This is a genomic window from Streptomyces sp. cf386 (assembly GCF_900103585.1).
GTDB lineage: Bacteria > Actinomycetota > Actinomycetes > Streptomycetales > Streptomycetaceae > Streptomyces.
The window spans coordinates 353,883-370,115 of sequence record NZ_FNHV01000005.1; the positions used below are offsets into that span (position 1 = coordinate 353,883).

Sequence of the window (16,233 nt, forward strand, 5' to 3'; positions counted from 1 at the left end):
AGAGCGGCGAATGAAGAGATTCATCCGTCCCGCTCCGTGAAAATCGGCCGGCAGCCGCCTACGACCACACCGCCCCCGCGATCGAAACCCCCAGGAACGCCGCGCCGAGCCCGGCGGTCACGCTGCCCGCGATGTTGGCGAGGGCGTAGAGCCCCGCCCCGGTCTCGGCCAGCCGCAGGGTCTCGTAGGAGAAGGTCGAGTACGTGGTCAGGGCGCCGCACAGGCCGGTGCCCAGCAGCAGCTGGAGGTGGGAACTCGCGGCGCCGGCCGCCGCCGCGCCGGTGAGCAGGCCGAGGATCAGGCAGCCGGAGACGTTGATCGCGAAAGTGCCCCAGGGGAACACCGAGTCATGGCGGGACTGCACCGCGCGGTCGGTGAGGTAGCGGAGGGGCGCGCCGACCATGGCGCCCGCGATCACCAGGAGCCAGTTCACGGCGACTTCTCACCCTTCGTGCTCTTGCCCTTCGTGCTCTTGCCCTTCGTGTTCTTGCCCTTTGCGGCAGCAGTGCGCGGGGTGTCGTCGCGGCCGACGTACCGGATGACCTCGCAGTCGTCGAGGGTCACGAGCCCTTCTCCGACGAGTGCGTCCAGCTGCGGCAGGAAGGCCCGGACCCGCTCCTCCGCGTCGACGATCACGATGGCGACCGGCAGGTCCTCGCTCAGGGACAGCAGCCGCGAGGTGTGGATGACGGAGGACGCGCCGAAGCCCTCGATACCGCGGAAGACGCTGGCGCCCGCGAGGCCGGCGGCGTGGGCGCGGTGGACGATCTCCGAGTAGAGGGGCCGGTGCTGCCAGGTGTCGCTCTCGCCGACGTAGACGGTCACGCGCAGGGCCCTGCCGGTCAGCCTTGTCATGGCTGCCTCCACTTCAGGACGCGGCGGGTCGCCGCCGCGGCGAGCCAGACCGCCGTGAGTGCCGCGATCAGGGTCGCGGCAAGGTAGGCCAGTCCGGTACGGGGGTGGCCGCCGTCGACCAGTCTCTGGATGTCGACGGCGTACGTGGAGAAGGTGGTGAAGCCGCCGAGCACTCCCGTGCCGAAGAAGGGGCGAACCAGGCGGTGGGCGGCCCACACGTCGGTGATGACCACCATGAACACGCCGATCACGGCACAGCCGACCACGTTGGTCCAGAAGGTCGCCCAGGGGAAGCCGCCCTGTTGGGCCGGCCACCAAAGGGAGGCCGCGTAGCGGGCCGTGGCGCCGAGGGCTCCGCCGACGGCGACCACCGCGACGATCGGCGCCTGCGTCCGCCACGCGGGCTGCCGCGCGGTGCGGGTGGGGGCGCGGAGGTTCTCGGTGTCCGGGGCTGTCATGGGCGTACGTCTCCTACTCGCCGGGGCCCGGGCATGCGGGCCGCGTCGTCGCAAGTAGGGACCGTTGGCGGCAGCACTGCCGCGGTTCGGGTACGGCGGGCCCCACCGCCGCGCCGCGAGGGTGGTCGCGGCCGGTGAACAGGGTAACTCCGGGCGTCCGGAAGGAGCACGTCGAGGCCTCGACCTGGGCACGTCCCACCGCTGCGGGTGCCCCGAGTGCGCGGCGCGGCTACCGTCGAAGAGCCCCTGCGCAGCTGAGGAAGAGGAGCGTGGTCGGCTTGGCCCGGAACCGTCGCCTGATCCTGAGCTCTCCGTCCGAGGTCTGGAGTCTGCTGTCCGACGGCCATCGCTACGGGGAGTGGGTCACCGGGACCCAGCAGGTCCTCGCCGCCGACCCGCACTGGCCGGATGTGGGCGCCCGGCTGCGAGTCCGTGTCGGTGTCGGCCGCCTCGCCCTGGAGGACACCTGCGTCGTCCGCATCTGCGAACCGGGGCACCGGCTGGAACTGGAGGCGAAGGCGGAGCCCTTCGGAGCGGCCCGCATCGCCATGAGGCTGATCCCCTGGGGCGAGCACACCCTCTTCATCCTCGACTGGCACCCCCTCCGCGGCCCGGGCACCCGGATGCACGGGCTGCCCGTCGACTACGTCGTCGCGATCCGCAACGGCATGATGCTGACGAAACTGGCCCGGATCGCGGTGCGCGAGCATGACGAGTTCGGTGAGGTGGCGGGACGGGGCGCGGGCTAGGGCCTGTCCGGGAGTCGGGCCGACTGCTCCCGCCCCCGCCTACCAGCCCTTCTCGAACATTCGCGCCACCTCGGCGATCCGCATCTCCTCGCGCCGGTAGTACAGGCGCCGCCGGATCCGCTTGGTGCGCAGCAGGCCGAGGTCCGTGAGGAGGCCCAGGTGGGTCTCGGCGACCTTGCGCGGCACGCCGAGTTTCGCGGCCACGGCGTCCGCGGTGACGCCGTCCTCGGCCGGGTCGCCGTGTCGCGGCTTCGGGAAGTGTGCGGCCGGGTTCTTCAGCCATTCCAGGATGTCCAGGCGCCTTACGCTGACGGGAGTCCTGAGCATCTCGTGCCTCCCTCCGTGGGGCCGCGTCATCACGCGTCCCCCCACTGTCCCGCAGTCGAAGCCGCCGTGTCCGGGACTCCGGGACCCTTGTCCGGTACCGAACGGCCGTACGACACACGGTGGTTCGTCCGGGACGCGGCGGGGCCCGGCCGCATGGGCACGGCCGGGCCCTTCTGTCACTGATTCAACGAACTCAGCGGTGGCTGAACCACGCCATCGACGACAGCGCCTTGTCGTCGTAGCCGAACAGCGCCTGGTTCTCCCAGCCGTTGCCGGAAGAGGCGTCGGTCGGGTCCCAGCCGTTGCCGGAGACGGCGGTCCAGGTCGCCTCCCAGTAGAAGACGCCGAGGCCGCGACCGTTCGGGACGGCCTCCACGATGCTCGTCACGTCGTTCATCCACCGGCGCTGCCCGGCCGTGTTCGCCGGGTAGCCGGAGACCAGTTCGCCGGTGGTGTTGATGATCTCCTCGTGCGAGTCCTCGCTGTCCAGCCGGAACGGGTAGGCCGTCTCGGCGACGAAGACCGGCTTGCCGTAGCGGGACGCCGCGTCGTCCAGGGTCGTCTGGAAGTCGTAGAGCGAGCCGTGCCAGTAGCCGTAGTACGACAGGCCGATCGCGTCGAACTTCACCCCGTTGGAGACGGCGCTGTCGAACCACCAGCGGGTGCCGGAGAGATCGCCGCCCTTGGCGAGGTGCAGCGCGACCGTGGTGGACGAGTTGACCGCCTTGACCGCGTCGTAGCCCGAGTTGAGCAGGCCGGCGAGCTGCGACCAGTTGTCCGTGGAGCCCTCGGACCACAGCATGCCGCCGTTGATCTCGTTGCCCACCTGGACCATGTCGGCGGTGGTGCCTTGAGCCTTCAACGCGTTCAACACGTCGTACGTGTGGTTGTACACGTCGGTCTTCAGTTGACTGTACGAGTGCCCCGCCCAGGCGGACGGCTTGCTCTGGGCGCCGGGGTCGGCCCAGGTGTCCGAGTAGTGGAAGTCGACCAGCAGCTTCATGCCGGCCGCCTTGACGCGCTTGGCCATGGCGAGGACGCGCGTCTTGTTGTTGTAGCCGTCGGCCGGGTTGACCCAGACCTTCAGACGCGCGTAGTTCATGCCGGCGTTCTTCAGGATGGTGACCGCGTCGCCGGTCGTGCCCGAACCGGTCTTGTAGACACCGCCCTTGGCCTCGCTCTTGACGAGGGAGGAGATGTCCGCGCCGTGGATCGATGTGCCGCCGGTGCCGGACGCGAAGGTCAGGTCGTCGACATTGATCCAGTTGCCCGCGTTCGCGTCACTGTTGATGCTGATGGTGCACTGACTGTTGGTCACATTGACCGGCACGACGATACGGATCCAGCCGCTCGCCGAGACCGGAAGATCGGTGCGCTGCTCGGCACCGCCGCAGCCCTTCAGCGCTATGTACGCCGAGTTCTGGCCACCGCCGGAGCGGACCCAGGCGGTCAGCTTGTAGTTCCCGTTGGTCAGCCCGGACAGGTACTGGTAGGTCTCCACCTTGTAGGCGGAGGACGAGTAGTGCGTCAGGCGGTAGCTCCCGCCGTGGCCGCCGGCCTCGGTGAAGGAGGCCGAGTTCTGGCCGGCCGCCGAGTACGTGGACCAGCCGGCCGGAGTCGCGGTACCGGTGCCGTCGGACTCGAAGCCGCCGTTGGTGAGCGTGCTCGCCGCCGAGGCGGTCTGCGCGGGCAGGGCGGTGAGGGCGAGTCCGGCGGCCAGCGGTATGAGCAGAACTCGGAGGGTGCGTCTGGGATGGAACATCGTCGTCCGTCGTCCCTTCGACGTGGGGTTGGGGGTACCCCTCGCCAGGAAGGTCGGCGAGGGCCTCACCACAGTGGTGAGGAGCCCCTCCGCCCGCGGCTCGCGGCACGCGCGGGCGGAGGGGAGTCGGCTCAGCCGTCGAGTCGTACGACCCGGACGGCTCCCGCGGGCACTTCGAGGCAGCCCGCGGCGCGTTCACCGGTCAGCAGTTCGGTGCCGGGCGCCTCCAGCGGCACCTTGGCGTCCGACGCGGTGTGGTTGACGGCGAACAGATAGCTGCCCGACTCGCCGGCGCGGCGGACGACCTCGACGTCGCGGGGCAGGTCGACACGCGGGGCGACCTGCGCGTCCTCGATCGCCCAGCCCAGCAGCGCGTCGAGTCCCTCGGCGCCCAGACGGGTGGAGACATACCAGGCGGTCCCCTCGCCGAGCCGGTGCCGGGTGACGGCCGGATGGCCGGCGGTCAGGCCGTCGGTGTACGTCCAGACGGTCTCGGCGCCGCGCGGGACGACGAACTCGCTCCACACGTCGCCGCTGAGCTCGGAGCCGTCGGGGCCGGTGATCCGCACCAGCTGGTCCTGGAGCAGCGGCGAGAACTCCTCGATCGTCAGACCGAGGACGTCCCGCAGCGGTCCGGGGTAGGAGCCCTCGTGCACGGCGTCGTGCTCGTCGACGATGCCGGAGAAGTACGACACGACGAGCGTGCCGCCGCTCTCGACGTACCGGCGCAGATTGCGGCCGGCCGCCTCCGTCATCAGGTACAGCGCGGGTACGACGACAAGAGGATAGGGCGACAAGTCGGCTTCCGGATGCGCGAAGTCGACCGTGAGGTGGCGGTCGTAGAGCACTTCGTAGAAGGCGTCGGCGCGCTCACGCGGGTCATGGTCCTCGCTGGGGCGCCAGTCGAGGTTCTGCGCCCACCAGGAGTGCCAGTCCCACAGCATCGCCACGTCGGCCTGCGTGCGGGTGCCGCGCACACTGCTCAACGAGTCGAGGGCGGCGCCGAGTTCGACCACCTCGCGCCACACGCGCGTGTCCGTGCCGCCGTGCGGGAGCATCGCCGAGTGGAACTTCTCGGCGCCGCGCCGGGACTGCCGCCACTGGAAGAACATGGCGCCCTCGGAGCCGCGCGCCACATGGGCGAGGGAGTTGCGGGCCATCTGGCCCGGGGCCTTGGCGGGGTTGCGGGGCTGCCAGTTGACGCCCGAGGTGGAGTGCTCCAGGAGGATCCACGGGGCGCCGCCCGCCACCGAGCGGGTGAGGTCGGCGGCCATCGCGAGGTTGACGTGGGTGCGGCGGCCGTCGGTGATCAGGTAGTGGTCGTTGGTGACGATGTCGACCTCGCGGCCCCAGGCCCAGTAGTCGACGGAGTCGCACTGGCTGAGGGCGGTCATGAAGTTCGTCGTGACGGGGACGCCCGGCGAGAGGCGGTGCAGGATGTCCCGCTCCATCACGAAGTTCTCGCGCATGGTGGCGTCGGCGAACCGCTTGTAGTCCAGCGCCTGGGCCGGGTTGACGGAAGTGGGCGTCAGGCGCGGCGGGTTGATCTGCCCGAGATCGCTGTAGCGCTGGCCCCAGAAGGCGGTGCCCCAGGCCTCGTTGACCGCGTCGACGGTCTCGTACGTCGACTCCAGCCAGCGGCGGAAGTGTGCGGCGCAGGAGTCGCAGTAGCAGGCCGAGACGGGGACGCCGTACTCGTTGTGCACGTGCCACATCGCCAGCGCCGGGTGGTCGCCGTAGCGTTCGGCGAGCTTGGTGGTGATGGTCGCTGCGGCGGCCCGGTAGTCGGCGTTGCTGTGGCAGATCGCGGCGCGGGAGCCGAACTCGTGGCGCACACCCTCCGCCGTCACGGGCAGGGCCTCGGGGTGGGCGCGGTAGAACCACACCGGCGGGCACACCGTGGGCGTGCCGAGGTCGACGCGGATGCCGTTGTCGTGGAGCAGGGCGAACAGGCGGTCCAGCCAGCCGAAGTCGTATTCCCCGGGTGAGGGCTCCAGCAGGGCCCAGGAGAAGATCCCGACACTCACCATCGTGACGCCGGCCTCCCGCATGAGCCGGACGTCCTCCTGCCAGACGCTTTCCGGCCACTGCTCGGGGTTGTAGTCCCCACCGAAGGCGAGCCTGGTGAGGCCCCTGGGGGTGGTCTCCGGCATGGATCTCTCCCGTTTAATCGATCATTTGGGAACGTGCACACACCCGATCAGCGGTGCGAGCCCAACATAACCGCACAGCAACAACCATTGACAAGTGTCCGGGATGTTTCTCTACTGTGAACGCTCACAGAAGCATGGCAGGTCTTCGCATCAGGCGGAGACCCCAGGTCAGGGGAGAGATCCATGCCCAACACGAAGCGCGTTCGCCTCGTGGCATCCACCATCGCCGTGGCCCTCGGCGCCACCGCCCTCGCCGCTTGCGGCTCCGAAGACGCGAGCGACGACGCGTCGGGGCCGGCCTCACTGACGTACTGGACGTGGACGCCCGGCATGGACAAGGTCGTCGACCTGTGGAACAAGGGCCAGGGCAAGAAGGACCAGATCACGGTCACGGTGAAGAAGCAGGCGTCCGGCGACACGCTGGTCACCAAGATCCTCACCGCGCACAAGGCCGGCAAGGCCCCGGACCTGGTCCAGGCCGAGTACCAGGCACTCCCGACGCTGGTCAGCAATGACGCGGTCGCGGACATAGCGAGCGAGGTCGGCGACACGAAGGGCAAGTTCGCCGACGGTGTGTGGCAGCAGACCACGCTGGGCACGGACGCGGTCTACGCGGTCCCGCAGGACATCGGGCCGATGATGTTCTACTACCGCGAGGACCTCTTCAAGAAGTACGGCCTGACGGTCCCGACCACCTGGGAGCAGTTCGCCGAGACCGCGCGAGCGCTGAAGAAGAAGTCCCCCGACACGGACCTCACCACCTTCTCCGCCAACGACTCCGGCCTCTTCGCGGGCCTCGCCCAGCAGGCCGGCGCCAAGTGGTGGACGACCTCAGGCGAGAAGTGGAACGTCGGCATCAATGACGCCGCCTCCCAGAAGGTCGCCAAGTTCTGGGGCGACCTCGTCAAGGAGGGCGCCATCGACAACCAGCCGATGTACACCCCGGCCTGGAACAAGGCGCTCAACACCGGCAAGCAGATCGCCTGGGTCAGCGCCGTGTGGGCGCCGGGCACGCTGACCACGGCCGCGCCCGACACCAAGGGCAAGTGGGCCATGGCCCCGCTCCCCCAGTGGTCGCAGTCGGAGAACGTCACCGGCAGCTGGGGCGGCTCCTCGACCGCCGTCACCACGGACTCCAAGCACAAGGCCGCCGCCGCGAAGTTCGCCGCCTGGCTGAACACCGACCGTGACGCCCTCAACGCGCTGGCCAAGGAGAGCGGCATCTACCCGGCCTCCACGTCGGCCCAGCTCAGCGGCGCGTTCACCACCCCGCCGGACTACTTCTCCAACCAGGCCGACTTCTACACGAAGGCCGCAGAGATCGCCGAGACCACCGCGCCGTCCGCCTGGGGCCCGAACGTGAACGTCGCCTACACGACCTTCAAGGACGCCTTCGGCAAGGCCGCCAAGGAAAAGTCGGACTTCGGCGCCGCCCTGAAGAGCATGCAGGACGACACGGTCGCCGACCTCGAGAAGCAGGGCTTCGAGGTCTCCGAGTGACCAGCACCAGCCGGAGGGCGTACGGGGTGAAGGGGGCCCCGTACGCCTTCCTCCTCCCCGCAACGATCCTCTTCCTGCTCTTCTTCGCGCTGCCCATCGGCTACGCGGTCTGGCTCAGCTTCCACAAGGTGAAGGTCTCCGGGCTCGGGCTCGGTTCCGGCGCCCGCAAGGAGGTCTGGGCCGGTCTGGAGAACTACACGGACGCCCTCACCGACAGCGAACTGGTCGACGGCGCGCTGCGCGTGCTCGGCTACGGCTGCATCGTGGTGCCGGTGATGCTGGGCCTCGCCCTGCTGTTCGCGCTGATGCTCGACTCCGACAAGGTGCGCCTCGCGCCGTTCACCCGGCTCGCGATCTTCCTGCCGTACGCCATCCCAGGCGTCGTGGCCGCGCTGTTGTGGGGCTTCCTGTACCTGCCGGACGTCAGCCCCTTCTACTACGTGCTCGAAAGGCTGGGCATGCCGCAGCCGGACCTGCTCGACGGCGGTCCGCTGTACCTCGCCCTGTCGAACATCGCGGTCTGGGGCGGTACCGGCTTCAACATGATCGTCATCTACACCTCGCTGCAGGCCATCCCGGCCGAGGTATACGAGGCGGCCAAGCTGGACGGTGCCACTCCGCTCCAGGTCGCGCTGCGGATCAAGATCCCGATGGTGGCGCCGTCGCTGGTGCTGACCTTCTTCTTCTCGATCATCGCCACGCTCCAGGTGTTCACCGAGCCGACCACCCTCAAGCCGCTCACCAACTCCGTGTCCACGACGTGGAGTCCGCTGATGAAGGTGTACCAGGACGCCTTCGGCAAGGGCGACATCTACGCGGCGGCGGCGCAGGCCACGATCATCGCCCTGGCGACGCTGCTGCTCTCCTTCGGCTTCCTGCGGGCCGCGAACCGTCGTAACAAGCAGGAGGCAGCCCGATGAGTTCTCTTGCCGTCGGCAAGGCCGACACGGCCGCCGGCAGCACGTCCGGCACCGCCCAGAGCCGCCCGCCCCTGCGCCGCCGGATCGCGCTGTTCCCGACGGTCACGCTGCTGCTCGGCGCGCTCTACTGCCTGCTGCCCGTGGCCTGGGTGGTGATCGCGGCGACGAAGTCCGGCAGTGAGCTTTTCTCCACGTTCACCTTCCTGCCGGGCACGGGCTTCGCCGACAACTTCTCGGATCTGAACGCCTATCGCGACGGCGTGTACTGGCAGTGGATGGGCAACTCCGCCCTGTACGCCGTTCTCGGCGCCCTGCTGTCGACGTGCGTGTCGGCGTTCAGCGGCTACGCCCTGGCGATGTACCGCTTCCCCGGCCGCGAGGCGATCTTCAGCGTCCTGCTGGCGGGTGTGCTGATGCCGCCGGTGATCCTGGCCATCCCGCAGTACCTGCTGCTGGCCAAGGCCGACCTCACGGACTCGTACCTCTCCGTGCTGCTGCCGCAGATCCTCTCGCCGTACGGCGTCTACCTCGCGCGGATCTACGCGGCCGCGGCCGTCCCCGCCGACGTGGTCGAGGCCGGCCGGATGGACGGGGCGAGCGAGTGGCGGATCTTCACGCGGGTCGCATTGCCGATGATGGTGCCCGGCATGGTGACGGTCTTCCTGTTCCAGTTCGTGGCGATCTGGAACAACTTCCTGCTGCCGTACATCATGCTCAGCGACGACGAGCGGTTCCCGATCACGGTCGGTCTGCAGACGCTCCTCGAACAGGGCGCCAACACGCCCGCGCTGTACACCCTGGTGATCACCGGTGCGTTCCTCGCGGTGATTCCGCTGGTGGCGCTCTTCCTGGTCATCCAGCGGTTCTGGAGTCTCGATCTGCTCTCCGGAGCCGTAAAGTCATGACCATGAGCAACACGGGGGGCCGACGCAGACCGCCGACGATCCACGACGTGGCGCGCGAGGCCGGAGTCTCACGGGGTACCGTCTCGCGAGTGCTCAACGGCGGGCACTACGTCAGCCCGGCCGCGCAGGAAGCGGTCAACGCGGCGATCCGCAAGACGGGTTACGTCGTCAACCGCCATGCGCGCTCGCTGATCACGGGGCGTTCGGACTCCATCGGCTTTCTGCTGACCGAGCCGCAGGAGAAATTCTTCGAGGACCCCAACTTCAACGTCCTGCTGCGTGGTTGCACCCAGGCGCTGGCCGCGCACGACATCCCGTTGCTGCTGATGCTGGCGGGCACCAAGGACGAACGGCGGCGCATCACGCGGTACATCACGGCCGGGCACGTCGACGGGGTGCTGCTGGTGTCCAGCCACTCCGGTGACCCTGTGGCCGAGGAGCTGCGTGAGGCGGGTGTGCCGCTGGTGGCGTGCGGCAAGCCGATCGGGCTCGGGTCCAAGGTCAGTTATGTGGCCGCGGACGACCGGGACGGCGCCCGGGACATGGTGCGCCATCTGCTGTCCGTCGGCCGCCGCCGTATCGGGGTGGTCACCGGTCCGCTGGACACCCCGGGCGGTGTGGAGCGGCTCGCCGGGTACAAGGAGGTGCTCACCGAGGCGGGTGTCGAGATCGACGACCGGCTCATCGTCTCCGGCGACTACAGCCGGGCCAGCGGTGAGGCGGGGGCCGAGCTGTTGCTGGCGCGGGCACCGGACATGGACGCGGTGTTCGTCGCGTCCGACCTGATGGCGCAGGGCGTTCTGACGGCCCTGGAGCGGGCCGGGCGCCGGGTGCCGCAGGACGTCGCGGTCGGCGGCTTCGACGACTCCCCCGCCGCGCTCGCCGCCCGCCCCGAGCTCACCACGATCCGGCAGCCCTGGGACCGGATCAGCGCGGAGATGGTGCGGGTGCTGCTGGCGCAGATCGGCGGTGAGGATCCGGCGGCGGTGATCCTGCCGACGGAGCTGGTGAGACGGGAGTCCACATGAGGGCGTGAGCGGGCAGCGGGGGCGGGCCGCACGGGTTGGGGCCGGCGGCGCGCCCTCGGCCGGCGATCGGCAGCGCGCCTTCGCCCCGTCATCGGTCAGGAATCAAGAAGTGCCCGACCGCTCCCCCGTCCTAGCGTGAAGCCACCGACGAGACGCGTCGGACCACGCTTCACGAGGAGTGCGCCATGACCGCCGGACTCAACACGATCATCTACCCCGTCAAGGACCTCGACCGGGCGAAGTCCCTGTTCAGCGCCCTGCTGGGCACGCAGCCGTATGCGGACGAGCCGTATTACGTCGGCTTCAAGCACGCCGGGCAGGACGTCGGCCTGGACCCCAACGGTCACGCGAAGGGCATGACAGGGCCGGTCCCCTACTGGCACGTGACCGACATCCGGGCGACCCTCGCGGCCCTGCTGGAGAGCGGTGCCGAGACGCTGCAGGACGTGAAGGACGTCGGCGGCGGCAGGCTGATCGCCTCCGTGAAGGACGCGGACGGCAATCTGGTGGGGATCCTCCAGGACCCGACCGAGTGACGACTGACTCTCGATCCGCTGGCCCTCGGTCCACGCTTCTGTTGCGCATGCACTAGTTGCACGCTCAATGATTGGCCGGATCGGTGTTACCGTTCCGGTATGGCAGTGAAGACGGCCGACGCAGGGCTCGAGGAACGGTGGCGGGACATCCTGTCGGTGCACGCGCGCACGATGTGCGAGATCGATCGCGTCCTGCACCCGCACGGACTGGGCGCGAGCGACTTCGAGGTGCTCGACATCCTGGCGACCGCCTCGTCCGACGAGGGCACCCAGTGCCGGGTGCAGAACCTCGTCGGACGCGTCCATCTCAGCCAGAGCGCCCTGTCCCGGCTCATCGGCCGGCTGGAGAAGGACGGCCTGGTGGAGCGTTCCATGTGCGCTGAGGACCGGCGCGGTGTGTACGTCACGTTGACCCGCAAGGGCCGCGACCTGCATGCGGAGGTTCTGCCACTGCAGCGCGACGCGCTGGTCCGGATGCTGGGCGCCTGACGCCACCCGTCGGAGACCTGGCTAGAGCACGAACTCCGCCCCGTCCGGGAGCACCTCGACGCCCGCCTCCGACACCTGCGTGCGAGCCGCCGAGGCGGGGTCGAGCAGGGGATTGGTGTCGGCGAGGTGGGTGTAGACACGGCGGACGTGCGGATGGCGGGTCAGGGCGGTGAGGCTGCCGGCGGTTCCCGAGACGGGAAGATGCCGCCCGGGCCGAGCCGCCTCGTCCGCCGCGAAGTGGGTGCCGTCCAGCACGACGCAGTCCGCCTCCGCCACGATGTCCTCCAGCATCGGCGTCCAGGTGCCGACTCGGGGCGCGTACACGAGGACGCCCCCGGTGGCCAGATCCTCGATCCGGTACGCCGTCACCCACCGGCGGTCCTTCGCCCGGCCCGGCACATACGCCGGGGGCTCCCCCACCACGGGGTGCGCCGTGACGACCAGGCCGCCGGCCAGCACGAACCCGCCCTCCGTCAGATTGTCGGCCCAATCCCACGGGGTGTGGCGGTCGAGGGCCGTCCGCGCCGGGGCCAGGGCGGCGAGCACCGGAGGAGCGGCGTACGTCTTCAGCCCAGCGGCCTCACGCAGCACGGCCAGGCCCGCCAGGTGATCGGCCTCGGCGTCGGTCAGCAGCACACCACGCACCGGAGTGTGCCGGGGGCCGGGCCACAGGGCGGGGGCGGCGGTGAGCTGGGCCCGGATGTCCGGCGAGGTGTTCAGCAGCCACCAGTCCCGGGAGTTGCCGGTGACGGCCGCGCACTCCGGGGTACGGGTGAGCAGCTTGCCGTCACGGGCGGCGGCGCACCGCGCACAGGCGCAGTTCCATCGCGGGAAGCCGCTTCCGGCGGCGGTGCCGAGCAGGACGACCCTCAAGACGACCCCCCATCCCCAACACGTCGGCCCTCCCGGTGGGATCTTCCCTCTCCATACGGCCGAACCACCCTGCGGCGGGGAGCAGTTCCGGCCGACCTTCACCGGGCGGGGCCGCTGACCACCGTCACGGGCGTCACCCCTGCCGCAGCAGTTCCCGTACGGCGCCGAAGGCGGCCTCGGCCGTCGCCGGGTCCGCGCCGGGGCGGGCGAGTGCGCTCATCGCGATCGGCGTGACGGCCGGCAGGCCCTCGCACGGGGTGAGCCCGTCGGGCGCGGCGCCGACCGAGGCGAGCAGGGCCACACCCTGGCCGGTGCGGGCGATGTCGAGGACGCCCGCGAGATAGCCGGCGTCGCCGACGACCGTGGCGGGCACTCCGTGTTGGGCGAGGGTCGCGATGGCACGGCGGCGGATCGCGCACGGTTCCTCGATCGCGACCAGCGGCACCGGAGCGGGTGCGGCCGGGGGCGCCCAGCCGGGGACGGCATGCCAGGTGAGCGGGAGGCCGCCGACGGGGGTGCCCTCGGTGGCGGCGGCCTCGGTGACGTACACCGCGACATCGACGCTGCCGCGTTCCACGGCCTCGACGAGCCGGGCCGAGCGGTCGATCCGGAACCGCACCCGGCAGCCGGGGCGTACCTCCTGGACCGCGGCGGTGAGCCGGGGCAGGAACTGGTCGGCGGCGTGTTCGGTGGAGCCGACGGTGACCGTGTCGCCCTCGGTGTCGAGCAGGGTGCGGACGGCCTCGTCGTGCACGGCGAGGATCCTGCGTGCCTGTTCCAGCAGTCGGCGCCCTTCGGGGGTGAACCGGGTGCCACGGCCCTCGCGTTCGACGACCGGCCGCCCCAGGGTCTTCTCCAGTTTGCGCACATGCTGGCTGACCGCGGACTGGCTCAGGGACAGCGCCTGGGCGGCGCGGTGGAAGCCGCCGCAGTCGGCTATCGCGGTCAGGCTGCGCAGGGCCACGATGTCGAGGACGGGTTGGGGCATGCCGTGACAGTAGCCCGCCCGGGCGATCGATCGCGATCGCTGATCGGTTTCGATGCGGAATCGTCGTTGGACGTGGTCCGCCGCCTGCGGTCATGATGAGCGCATGTTGCACGCGACCGCTTCCGCTGCCTTTCTGACGCAGCGCCGAGTCATCGACTTCGGCGTGGCGTGCAGCGCGCTCTGTCGCTGACATTCCTCTCGGCGCTCTGCCGCCGTCCCAGCTGATCACGTCGCCCCTGCTCCGACACGCGCTGACACGTGACAGCACCTTCTGCCTGCCCTTCCCTGCTCTCTTTCCCTGCTCTCTCCATCCCCTGAAACGGGAGTTGCCCCCTCATGCCCGAATCGTTCTCCTGGGACGAACCCGAAGGTCTCGCCGCGCGCGGCACGCTGATCGTGCTGGCCGGGCGGGGCGAACACGGCGGTGTGTACGAGCGGTTCGGCCGCCGGCTCGCCTTCGACGCGTACCGCGTCCGCGCCCTCGGCGACCCGGCCGCCGACCCGTCGGTGCTCGACGAGGCGGCCAAACTGCTGGCCGACGAGTCGCTGCCCGGCCCGAAGGTGCTGGTCGGCTCGGACACCGGCGCTCTCTACGCCGCGCGGCTGGCCGAAGAGCGGACGGTGGACCTCGACGCTCTGATCCTGGTCGGCCTGCCCGTTTCCCCCTGGACTGCCGGGAGTTGGGAGGCGGAAGTCGAGGCCCGCACCGCCTGCCCCACCCACCAGGGGCGGCTGACGAACGACGTGGACTTCCGGCGGGGTGCGCTCGACTCGCTCCCGGACCTGCCCGCACCCCGGCTCGACCGAGTGGGCGTCCCCGTCCTGGCTCTGCACGGCAAGGACGACACGGCGAGCCCGGTCGATCAGGCACTCGCGGCGTACCGGGGAGCGCGGACGGTCGTCTTCGACGGCGGCCGGCACGACGTCCTCAACGACGCCCTGCACCGCACCGCCGCCGCCACCGTGGTGCTCTTCCTGGAGCGGCTGCGTCTGTCCCCCGAGCTGCCCCCGATCGCCGAGGAGCGGGCATGACCGTCACGACCACCGTCGCCGAACTCCACGAGCAACTCGCCACCGACACTCCCCCGGTCCTGCTCGACGTCCGCTGGGCACTGGGCGACCCGCACGGCCGCGCGCACTACGCCGAGGGCCATATCCCCGGTGCCGTATACGTCGACCTGGTAACCGAGTTGGCGTCCGCTCCGAGCCCGCGGGGCGGTCGGCATCCGCTGCCCTCGGTCACGGATCTCCAGCGGGCGGCCCGCGCATGGGGCATCCAGGAGGGGCAACCCGTCGTCGTATACGACGACTTGGGCAACACGGCGGCAGCGCGGGCCTGGTGGCTCCTGCGGTACGCGGGGCTCGGGCGGGTGACGCTGCTCGACGGGGCGCTCGGTGCGTGGCGTGCGGCGGGACTCCCCCTGGAGTCGGGGCTGCCGGCTGATCCGGGGCCGGGCGATGTCGTCCTGCGCGCGGGCGCACTGTCGGCCACTGATGCCGACGGTGCCGCCGAACTCGCCGCCTCGGGGCTGCTGTTGGACGCGCGGGCCGCCGAGCGGTATCGCGGTGAGGTGGAGCCGGTCGACCCGCGTGCCGGTCATATCCCGGGCGCGGTCTCCGCGCCGACCGGGGAGAACCTCGCCGCGGACGGGACCTTCCGGCCGGCCGACGAGCTGCGCAAGCGGTTCGAGGACCTGGGTGCCGGTACGGCCGGGCGTGTCGGCGTGTACTGCGGCTCGGGTGTGACCGCGGCCCATCAGATCGCCGCGCTGGAGATCGCCGGCTTCGAGGCCGTCCTCTTCCCCGGCTCCTGGTCCGCCTGGTCGGCCGACCCCGATCGCCCGGCCGCGAAGGGAAGCCGTCCATGACGACCAAACCGCTGGTACGGCCCCGGCAGACCGCACCGGAGAAGCCCGCACCGTCCACCCGCGTCACCATCCGAGGCAGCGTCAAGACCGGCCGTCGCTTCACGGTTCCCCGTTCCGTGCGCCGGGCCGCCGGACCGATCGGTCTCGTCCTCCTGTGGTTCCTGACCTCGGCCACCGGTGTCCTCCCGGAGTCCGTGCTGGCCTCCCCCGTGGACGTCGTGAAGCAGGCCGTGGAACTGACCCGGACCGGTGAACTCCCCGGCGCCATCGCCGCGTCGGGCCGCCGCGACATCTTCGGGCTGTGGGGCGAGCCGCTCAAGGAGACGGCGGAGCAGATCGCCGCCGTCAACGCGGTCGCGGACGCCGCCGGGCGCCCCCGGCCCCGTATCTGGGTGTCGTTCCGCCCGATCATCGCGCCCACCGAGGAGCTGGCCTGGGAGAAGGCACACCGCACGCTGGGCGTGCTCAAGGACCAGGCACGCAACACCGAGCTGCTGCGCCACTACCGCACGACCGGGCGCCCGGCCAACGTCGGCTCCCAGCGGCTGCTCGACATCGCGGACCGGGGCGAGGTCCACGACCGCTGCCTGTGGACCGCGCCCGCCGTCGCCACCAACGCCGCCGGGGCCTCGACCGCGCTGGTCGGCACCCCCGAGACGGTGGCCAAGGCCCTGCTCGACTACGTCGACATCGGCTGCGACCTGCTGTCGATCCGCGGCTACGACCCCCTCAACGACGCCGTCGACTACGCCCGTCACGTCCTGCCGCTGGTCCGGCAGGAACTCGCCCACCGCGCGACCACCCACGCCGCCTGATGGAGAT

Annotated in this window: 18 protein-coding genes; 10 read left to right on the forward strand and 8 right to left on the reverse strand. The window is 70.5% G+C overall.

Annotated features, from left to right (window positions below; genetic code table 11):
* Positions 1-58 precede the first annotated feature (58 nt).
* The 3 genes from crcB (BLU79_RS15540) to crcB (BLU79_RS15550) are packed head-to-tail and all read right to left on the reverse strand — an operon-like array spanning position 59 to position 1,313.
* Positions 59-433, reverse strand: a complete 375-nt coding sequence (gene crcB / locus BLU79_RS15540) for a fluoride efflux transporter CrcB (RefSeq protein ID WP_093906330.1) — start codon at positions 431-433, stop codon at positions 59-61.
* Positions 430-855 carry a DUF190 domain-containing protein gene (locus tag BLU79_RS15545; RefSeq protein WP_256333319.1) on the reverse strand — a complete coding sequence of 142 codons (426 nt, stop codon included), beginning with the start codon at positions 853-855 and terminating at the stop codon, positions 430-432. Before BLU79_RS15545 ends, crcB (BLU79_RS15540) begins: the two co-directional genes overlap by 4 nt.
* On the reverse strand, positions 852-1,313 hold the full coding sequence (crcB, locus tag BLU79_RS15550; RefSeq protein ID WP_093906331.1) for a fluoride efflux transporter CrcB: 462 nt from the start codon (positions 1,311-1,313) through the stop codon (positions 852-854). The genes BLU79_RS15545 and crcB (BLU79_RS15550) overlap by 4 nt, the downstream gene beginning before the upstream one ends.
* A 278-nt stretch (positions 1,314-1,591) precedes the next feature.
* Here crcB (BLU79_RS15550) and BLU79_RS15555 point away from each other — a divergent pair, with 278 nt between their 5' ends.
* Positions 1,592-2,062: an SRPBCC family protein gene (locus BLU79_RS15555; protein WP_093906487.1), complete on the forward strand. Its 471-nt coding sequence runs from the start codon at positions 1,592-1,594 to the stop codon at positions 2,060-2,062.
* A 39-nt stretch (positions 2,063-2,101) separates the two neighbouring features.
* On the opposite strand, the gene BLU79_RS15560 is transcribed toward BLU79_RS15555, so the two are convergent.
* The 3 genes from BLU79_RS15560 to BLU79_RS15570 form a co-directional block, all read right to left on the reverse strand.
* Positions 2,102-2,389 (reverse strand): helix-turn-helix domain-containing protein, encoded by a 288-nt coding sequence (locus BLU79_RS15560; RefSeq protein WP_177001029.1) that lies wholly within the window; start codon positions 2,387-2,389, stop codon positions 2,102-2,104.
* Positions 2,390-2,582: 193 nt separating this feature from the next.
* A complete protein-coding gene (locus BLU79_RS15565; RefSeq protein WP_093906333.1) occupies positions 2,583-4,151 on the reverse strand; it encodes a glycoside hydrolase family 53 protein in 1,569 nt (522 codons plus the stop codon).
* A gap of 131 nt (positions 4,152-4,282) precedes the next feature.
* Positions 4,283-6,304, reverse strand: a complete 2,022-nt coding sequence (locus BLU79_RS15570; protein WP_093906334.1) for a beta-galactosidase — start codon at positions 6,302-6,304, stop codon at positions 4,283-4,285.
* Between the two features lie 183 nt (positions 6,305-6,487).
* Between BLU79_RS15570 and BLU79_RS15575 the strand changes: the two genes are divergently transcribed.
* The 6 genes from BLU79_RS15575 (at position 6,488) to BLU79_RS15600 (ending at position 11,682) form a co-directional block, all read left to right on the forward strand.
* Positions 6,488-7,804, forward strand: a complete 1,317-nt coding sequence (locus tag BLU79_RS15575) for an ABC transporter substrate-binding protein (RefSeq protein ID WP_093906335.1) — start codon at positions 6,488-6,490, stop codon at positions 7,802-7,804.
* Positions 7,801-8,724, forward strand: a complete 924-nt coding sequence (locus tag BLU79_RS15580) for a carbohydrate ABC transporter permease (RefSeq protein ID WP_093906336.1) — start codon at positions 7,801-7,803, stop codon at positions 8,722-8,724. Before BLU79_RS15575 ends, BLU79_RS15580 begins: the two co-directional genes overlap by 4 nt.
* Complete coding sequence (locus tag BLU79_RS15585; protein WP_093906337.1) at positions 8,721-9,629, forward strand: carbohydrate ABC transporter permease; 909 nt, start codon at positions 8,721-8,723, stop codon at positions 9,627-9,629. The genes BLU79_RS15580 and BLU79_RS15585 overlap by 4 nt, the downstream gene beginning before the upstream one ends.
* Positions 9,626-10,657 carry a LacI family DNA-binding transcriptional regulator gene (locus tag BLU79_RS15590; RefSeq protein ID WP_093906338.1) on the forward strand — a complete coding sequence of 344 codons (1,032 nt, stop codon included), beginning with the start codon at positions 9,626-9,628 and terminating at the stop codon, positions 10,655-10,657. The genes BLU79_RS15585 and BLU79_RS15590 overlap by 4 nt, the downstream gene beginning before the upstream one ends.
* Positions 10,658-10,842: 185 nt before the next feature.
* Positions 10,843-11,193: a VOC family protein gene (locus BLU79_RS15595; RefSeq protein WP_093906339.1), complete on the forward strand. Its 351-nt coding sequence runs from the start codon at positions 10,843-10,845 to the stop codon at positions 11,191-11,193.
* Positions 11,194-11,292: 99 nt separating this feature from the next.
* Entirely contained in the window at positions 11,293-11,682 is a 390-nt protein-coding gene (locus BLU79_RS15600) for a MarR family winged helix-turn-helix transcriptional regulator (RefSeq protein ID WP_093906340.1), read from the forward strand.
* Between the two features lie 21 nt (positions 11,683-11,703).
* On the opposite strand, the gene BLU79_RS15605 is transcribed toward BLU79_RS15600, so the two are convergent.
* Together BLU79_RS15605 and BLU79_RS15610 are read right to left on the reverse strand one after the other, a co-directional pair.
* On the reverse strand, positions 11,704-12,555 hold the full coding sequence (locus BLU79_RS15605) for a pyrroloquinoline quinone biosynthesis protein PqqB (protein ID WP_093906341.1): 852 nt from the start codon (positions 12,553-12,555) through the stop codon (positions 11,704-11,706).
* A gap of 133 nt (positions 12,556-12,688) precedes the next feature.
* A complete protein-coding gene (locus BLU79_RS15610) occupies positions 12,689-13,543 on the reverse strand; it encodes a LysR family transcriptional regulator (protein WP_093906342.1) in 855 nt (284 codons plus the stop codon).
* Between the two features lie 336 nt (positions 13,544-13,879).
* Here BLU79_RS15610 and BLU79_RS15615 point away from each other — a divergent pair, with 336 nt between their 5' ends.
* Genes BLU79_RS15615 through BLU79_RS49070 form a run of 3 tightly spaced genes read left to right on the forward strand, consistent with a single transcriptional unit; the run spans position 13,880 to position 16,226 of the window.
* Positions 13,880-14,575, forward strand: a complete 696-nt coding sequence (locus tag BLU79_RS15615) for an alpha/beta hydrolase (protein WP_093906343.1) — start codon at positions 13,880-13,882, stop codon at positions 14,573-14,575.
* Positions 14,572-15,411 (forward strand): sulfurtransferase, encoded by an 840-nt coding sequence (locus BLU79_RS15620; protein WP_093906344.1) that lies wholly within the window; start codon positions 14,572-14,574, stop codon positions 15,409-15,411. The genes BLU79_RS15615 and BLU79_RS15620 overlap by 4 nt, the downstream gene beginning before the upstream one ends.
* Positions 15,408-16,226, forward strand: a complete 819-nt coding sequence (locus BLU79_RS49070; RefSeq protein WP_256333320.1) for an LLM class flavin-dependent oxidoreductase — start codon at positions 15,408-15,410, stop codon at positions 16,224-16,226. The genes BLU79_RS15620 and BLU79_RS49070 overlap by 4 nt, the downstream gene beginning before the upstream one ends.
* Positions 16,227-16,233: the final 7 nt, after the last annotated feature.

Excerpts from the sequence above, each read along its gene's own strand:
- BLU79_RS15565 (WP_093906333.1), bottom strand. The coding sequence starts at position 4,151 with ATGTTCCATCCCAGACGCACCCTCCGAGTTCTGCTCATACCGCTGGCC.
- BLU79_RS15600 (WP_093906340.1), top strand. The coding sequence starts at position 11,293 with ATGGCAGTGAAGACGGCCGACGCAGGGCTCGAGGAACGGTGGCGGGAC.
- BLU79_RS15610 (WP_093906342.1), bottom strand. The coding sequence starts at position 13,543 with ATGCCCCAACCCGTCCTCGACATCGTGGCCCTGCGCAGCCTGACCGCG.
- BLU79_RS15570 (WP_093906334.1), bottom strand. The coding sequence starts at position 6,304 with ATGCCGGAGACCACCCCCAGGGGCCTCACCAGGCTCGCCTTCGGTGGG.
- BLU79_RS15545 (WP_256333319.1), bottom strand. The coding sequence starts at position 855 with ATGACAAGGCTGACCGGCAGGGCCCTGCGCGTGACCGTCTACGTCGGC.
- BLU79_RS15620 (WP_093906344.1), top strand. The coding sequence starts at position 14,572 with ATGACCGTCACGACCACCGTCGCCGAACTCCACGAGCAACTCGCCACC.
- BLU79_RS15560 (WP_177001029.1), bottom strand. The coding sequence starts at position 2,389 with ATGCTCAGGACTCCCGTCAGCGTAAGGCGCCTGGACATCCTGGAATGG.
- BLU79_RS15615 (WP_093906343.1), top strand. The coding sequence starts at position 13,880 with ATGCCCGAATCGTTCTCCTGGGACGAACCCGAAGGTCTCGCCGCGCGC.
- BLU79_RS49070 (WP_256333320.1), top strand. The coding sequence starts at position 15,408 with ATGACGACCAAACCGCTGGTACGGCCCCGGCAGACCGCACCGGAGAAG.
- BLU79_RS15595 (WP_093906339.1), top strand. The coding sequence starts at position 10,843 with ATGACCGCCGGACTCAACACGATCATCTACCCCGTCAAGGACCTCGAC.
- BLU79_RS15585 (WP_093906337.1), top strand. The coding sequence starts at position 8,721 with ATGAGTTCTCTTGCCGTCGGCAAGGCCGACACGGCCGCCGGCAGCACG.
- BLU79_RS15590 (WP_093906338.1), top strand. The coding sequence starts at position 9,626 with ATGACCATGAGCAACACGGGGGGCCGACGCAGACCGCCGACGATCCAC.
- crcB (WP_093906331.1), bottom strand. The coding sequence starts at position 1,313 with ATGACAGCCCCGGACACCGAGAACCTCCGCGCCCCCACCCGCACCGCG.
- BLU79_RS15575 (WP_093906335.1), top strand. The coding sequence starts at position 6,488 with ATGCCCAACACGAAGCGCGTTCGCCTCGTGGCATCCACCATCGCCGTG.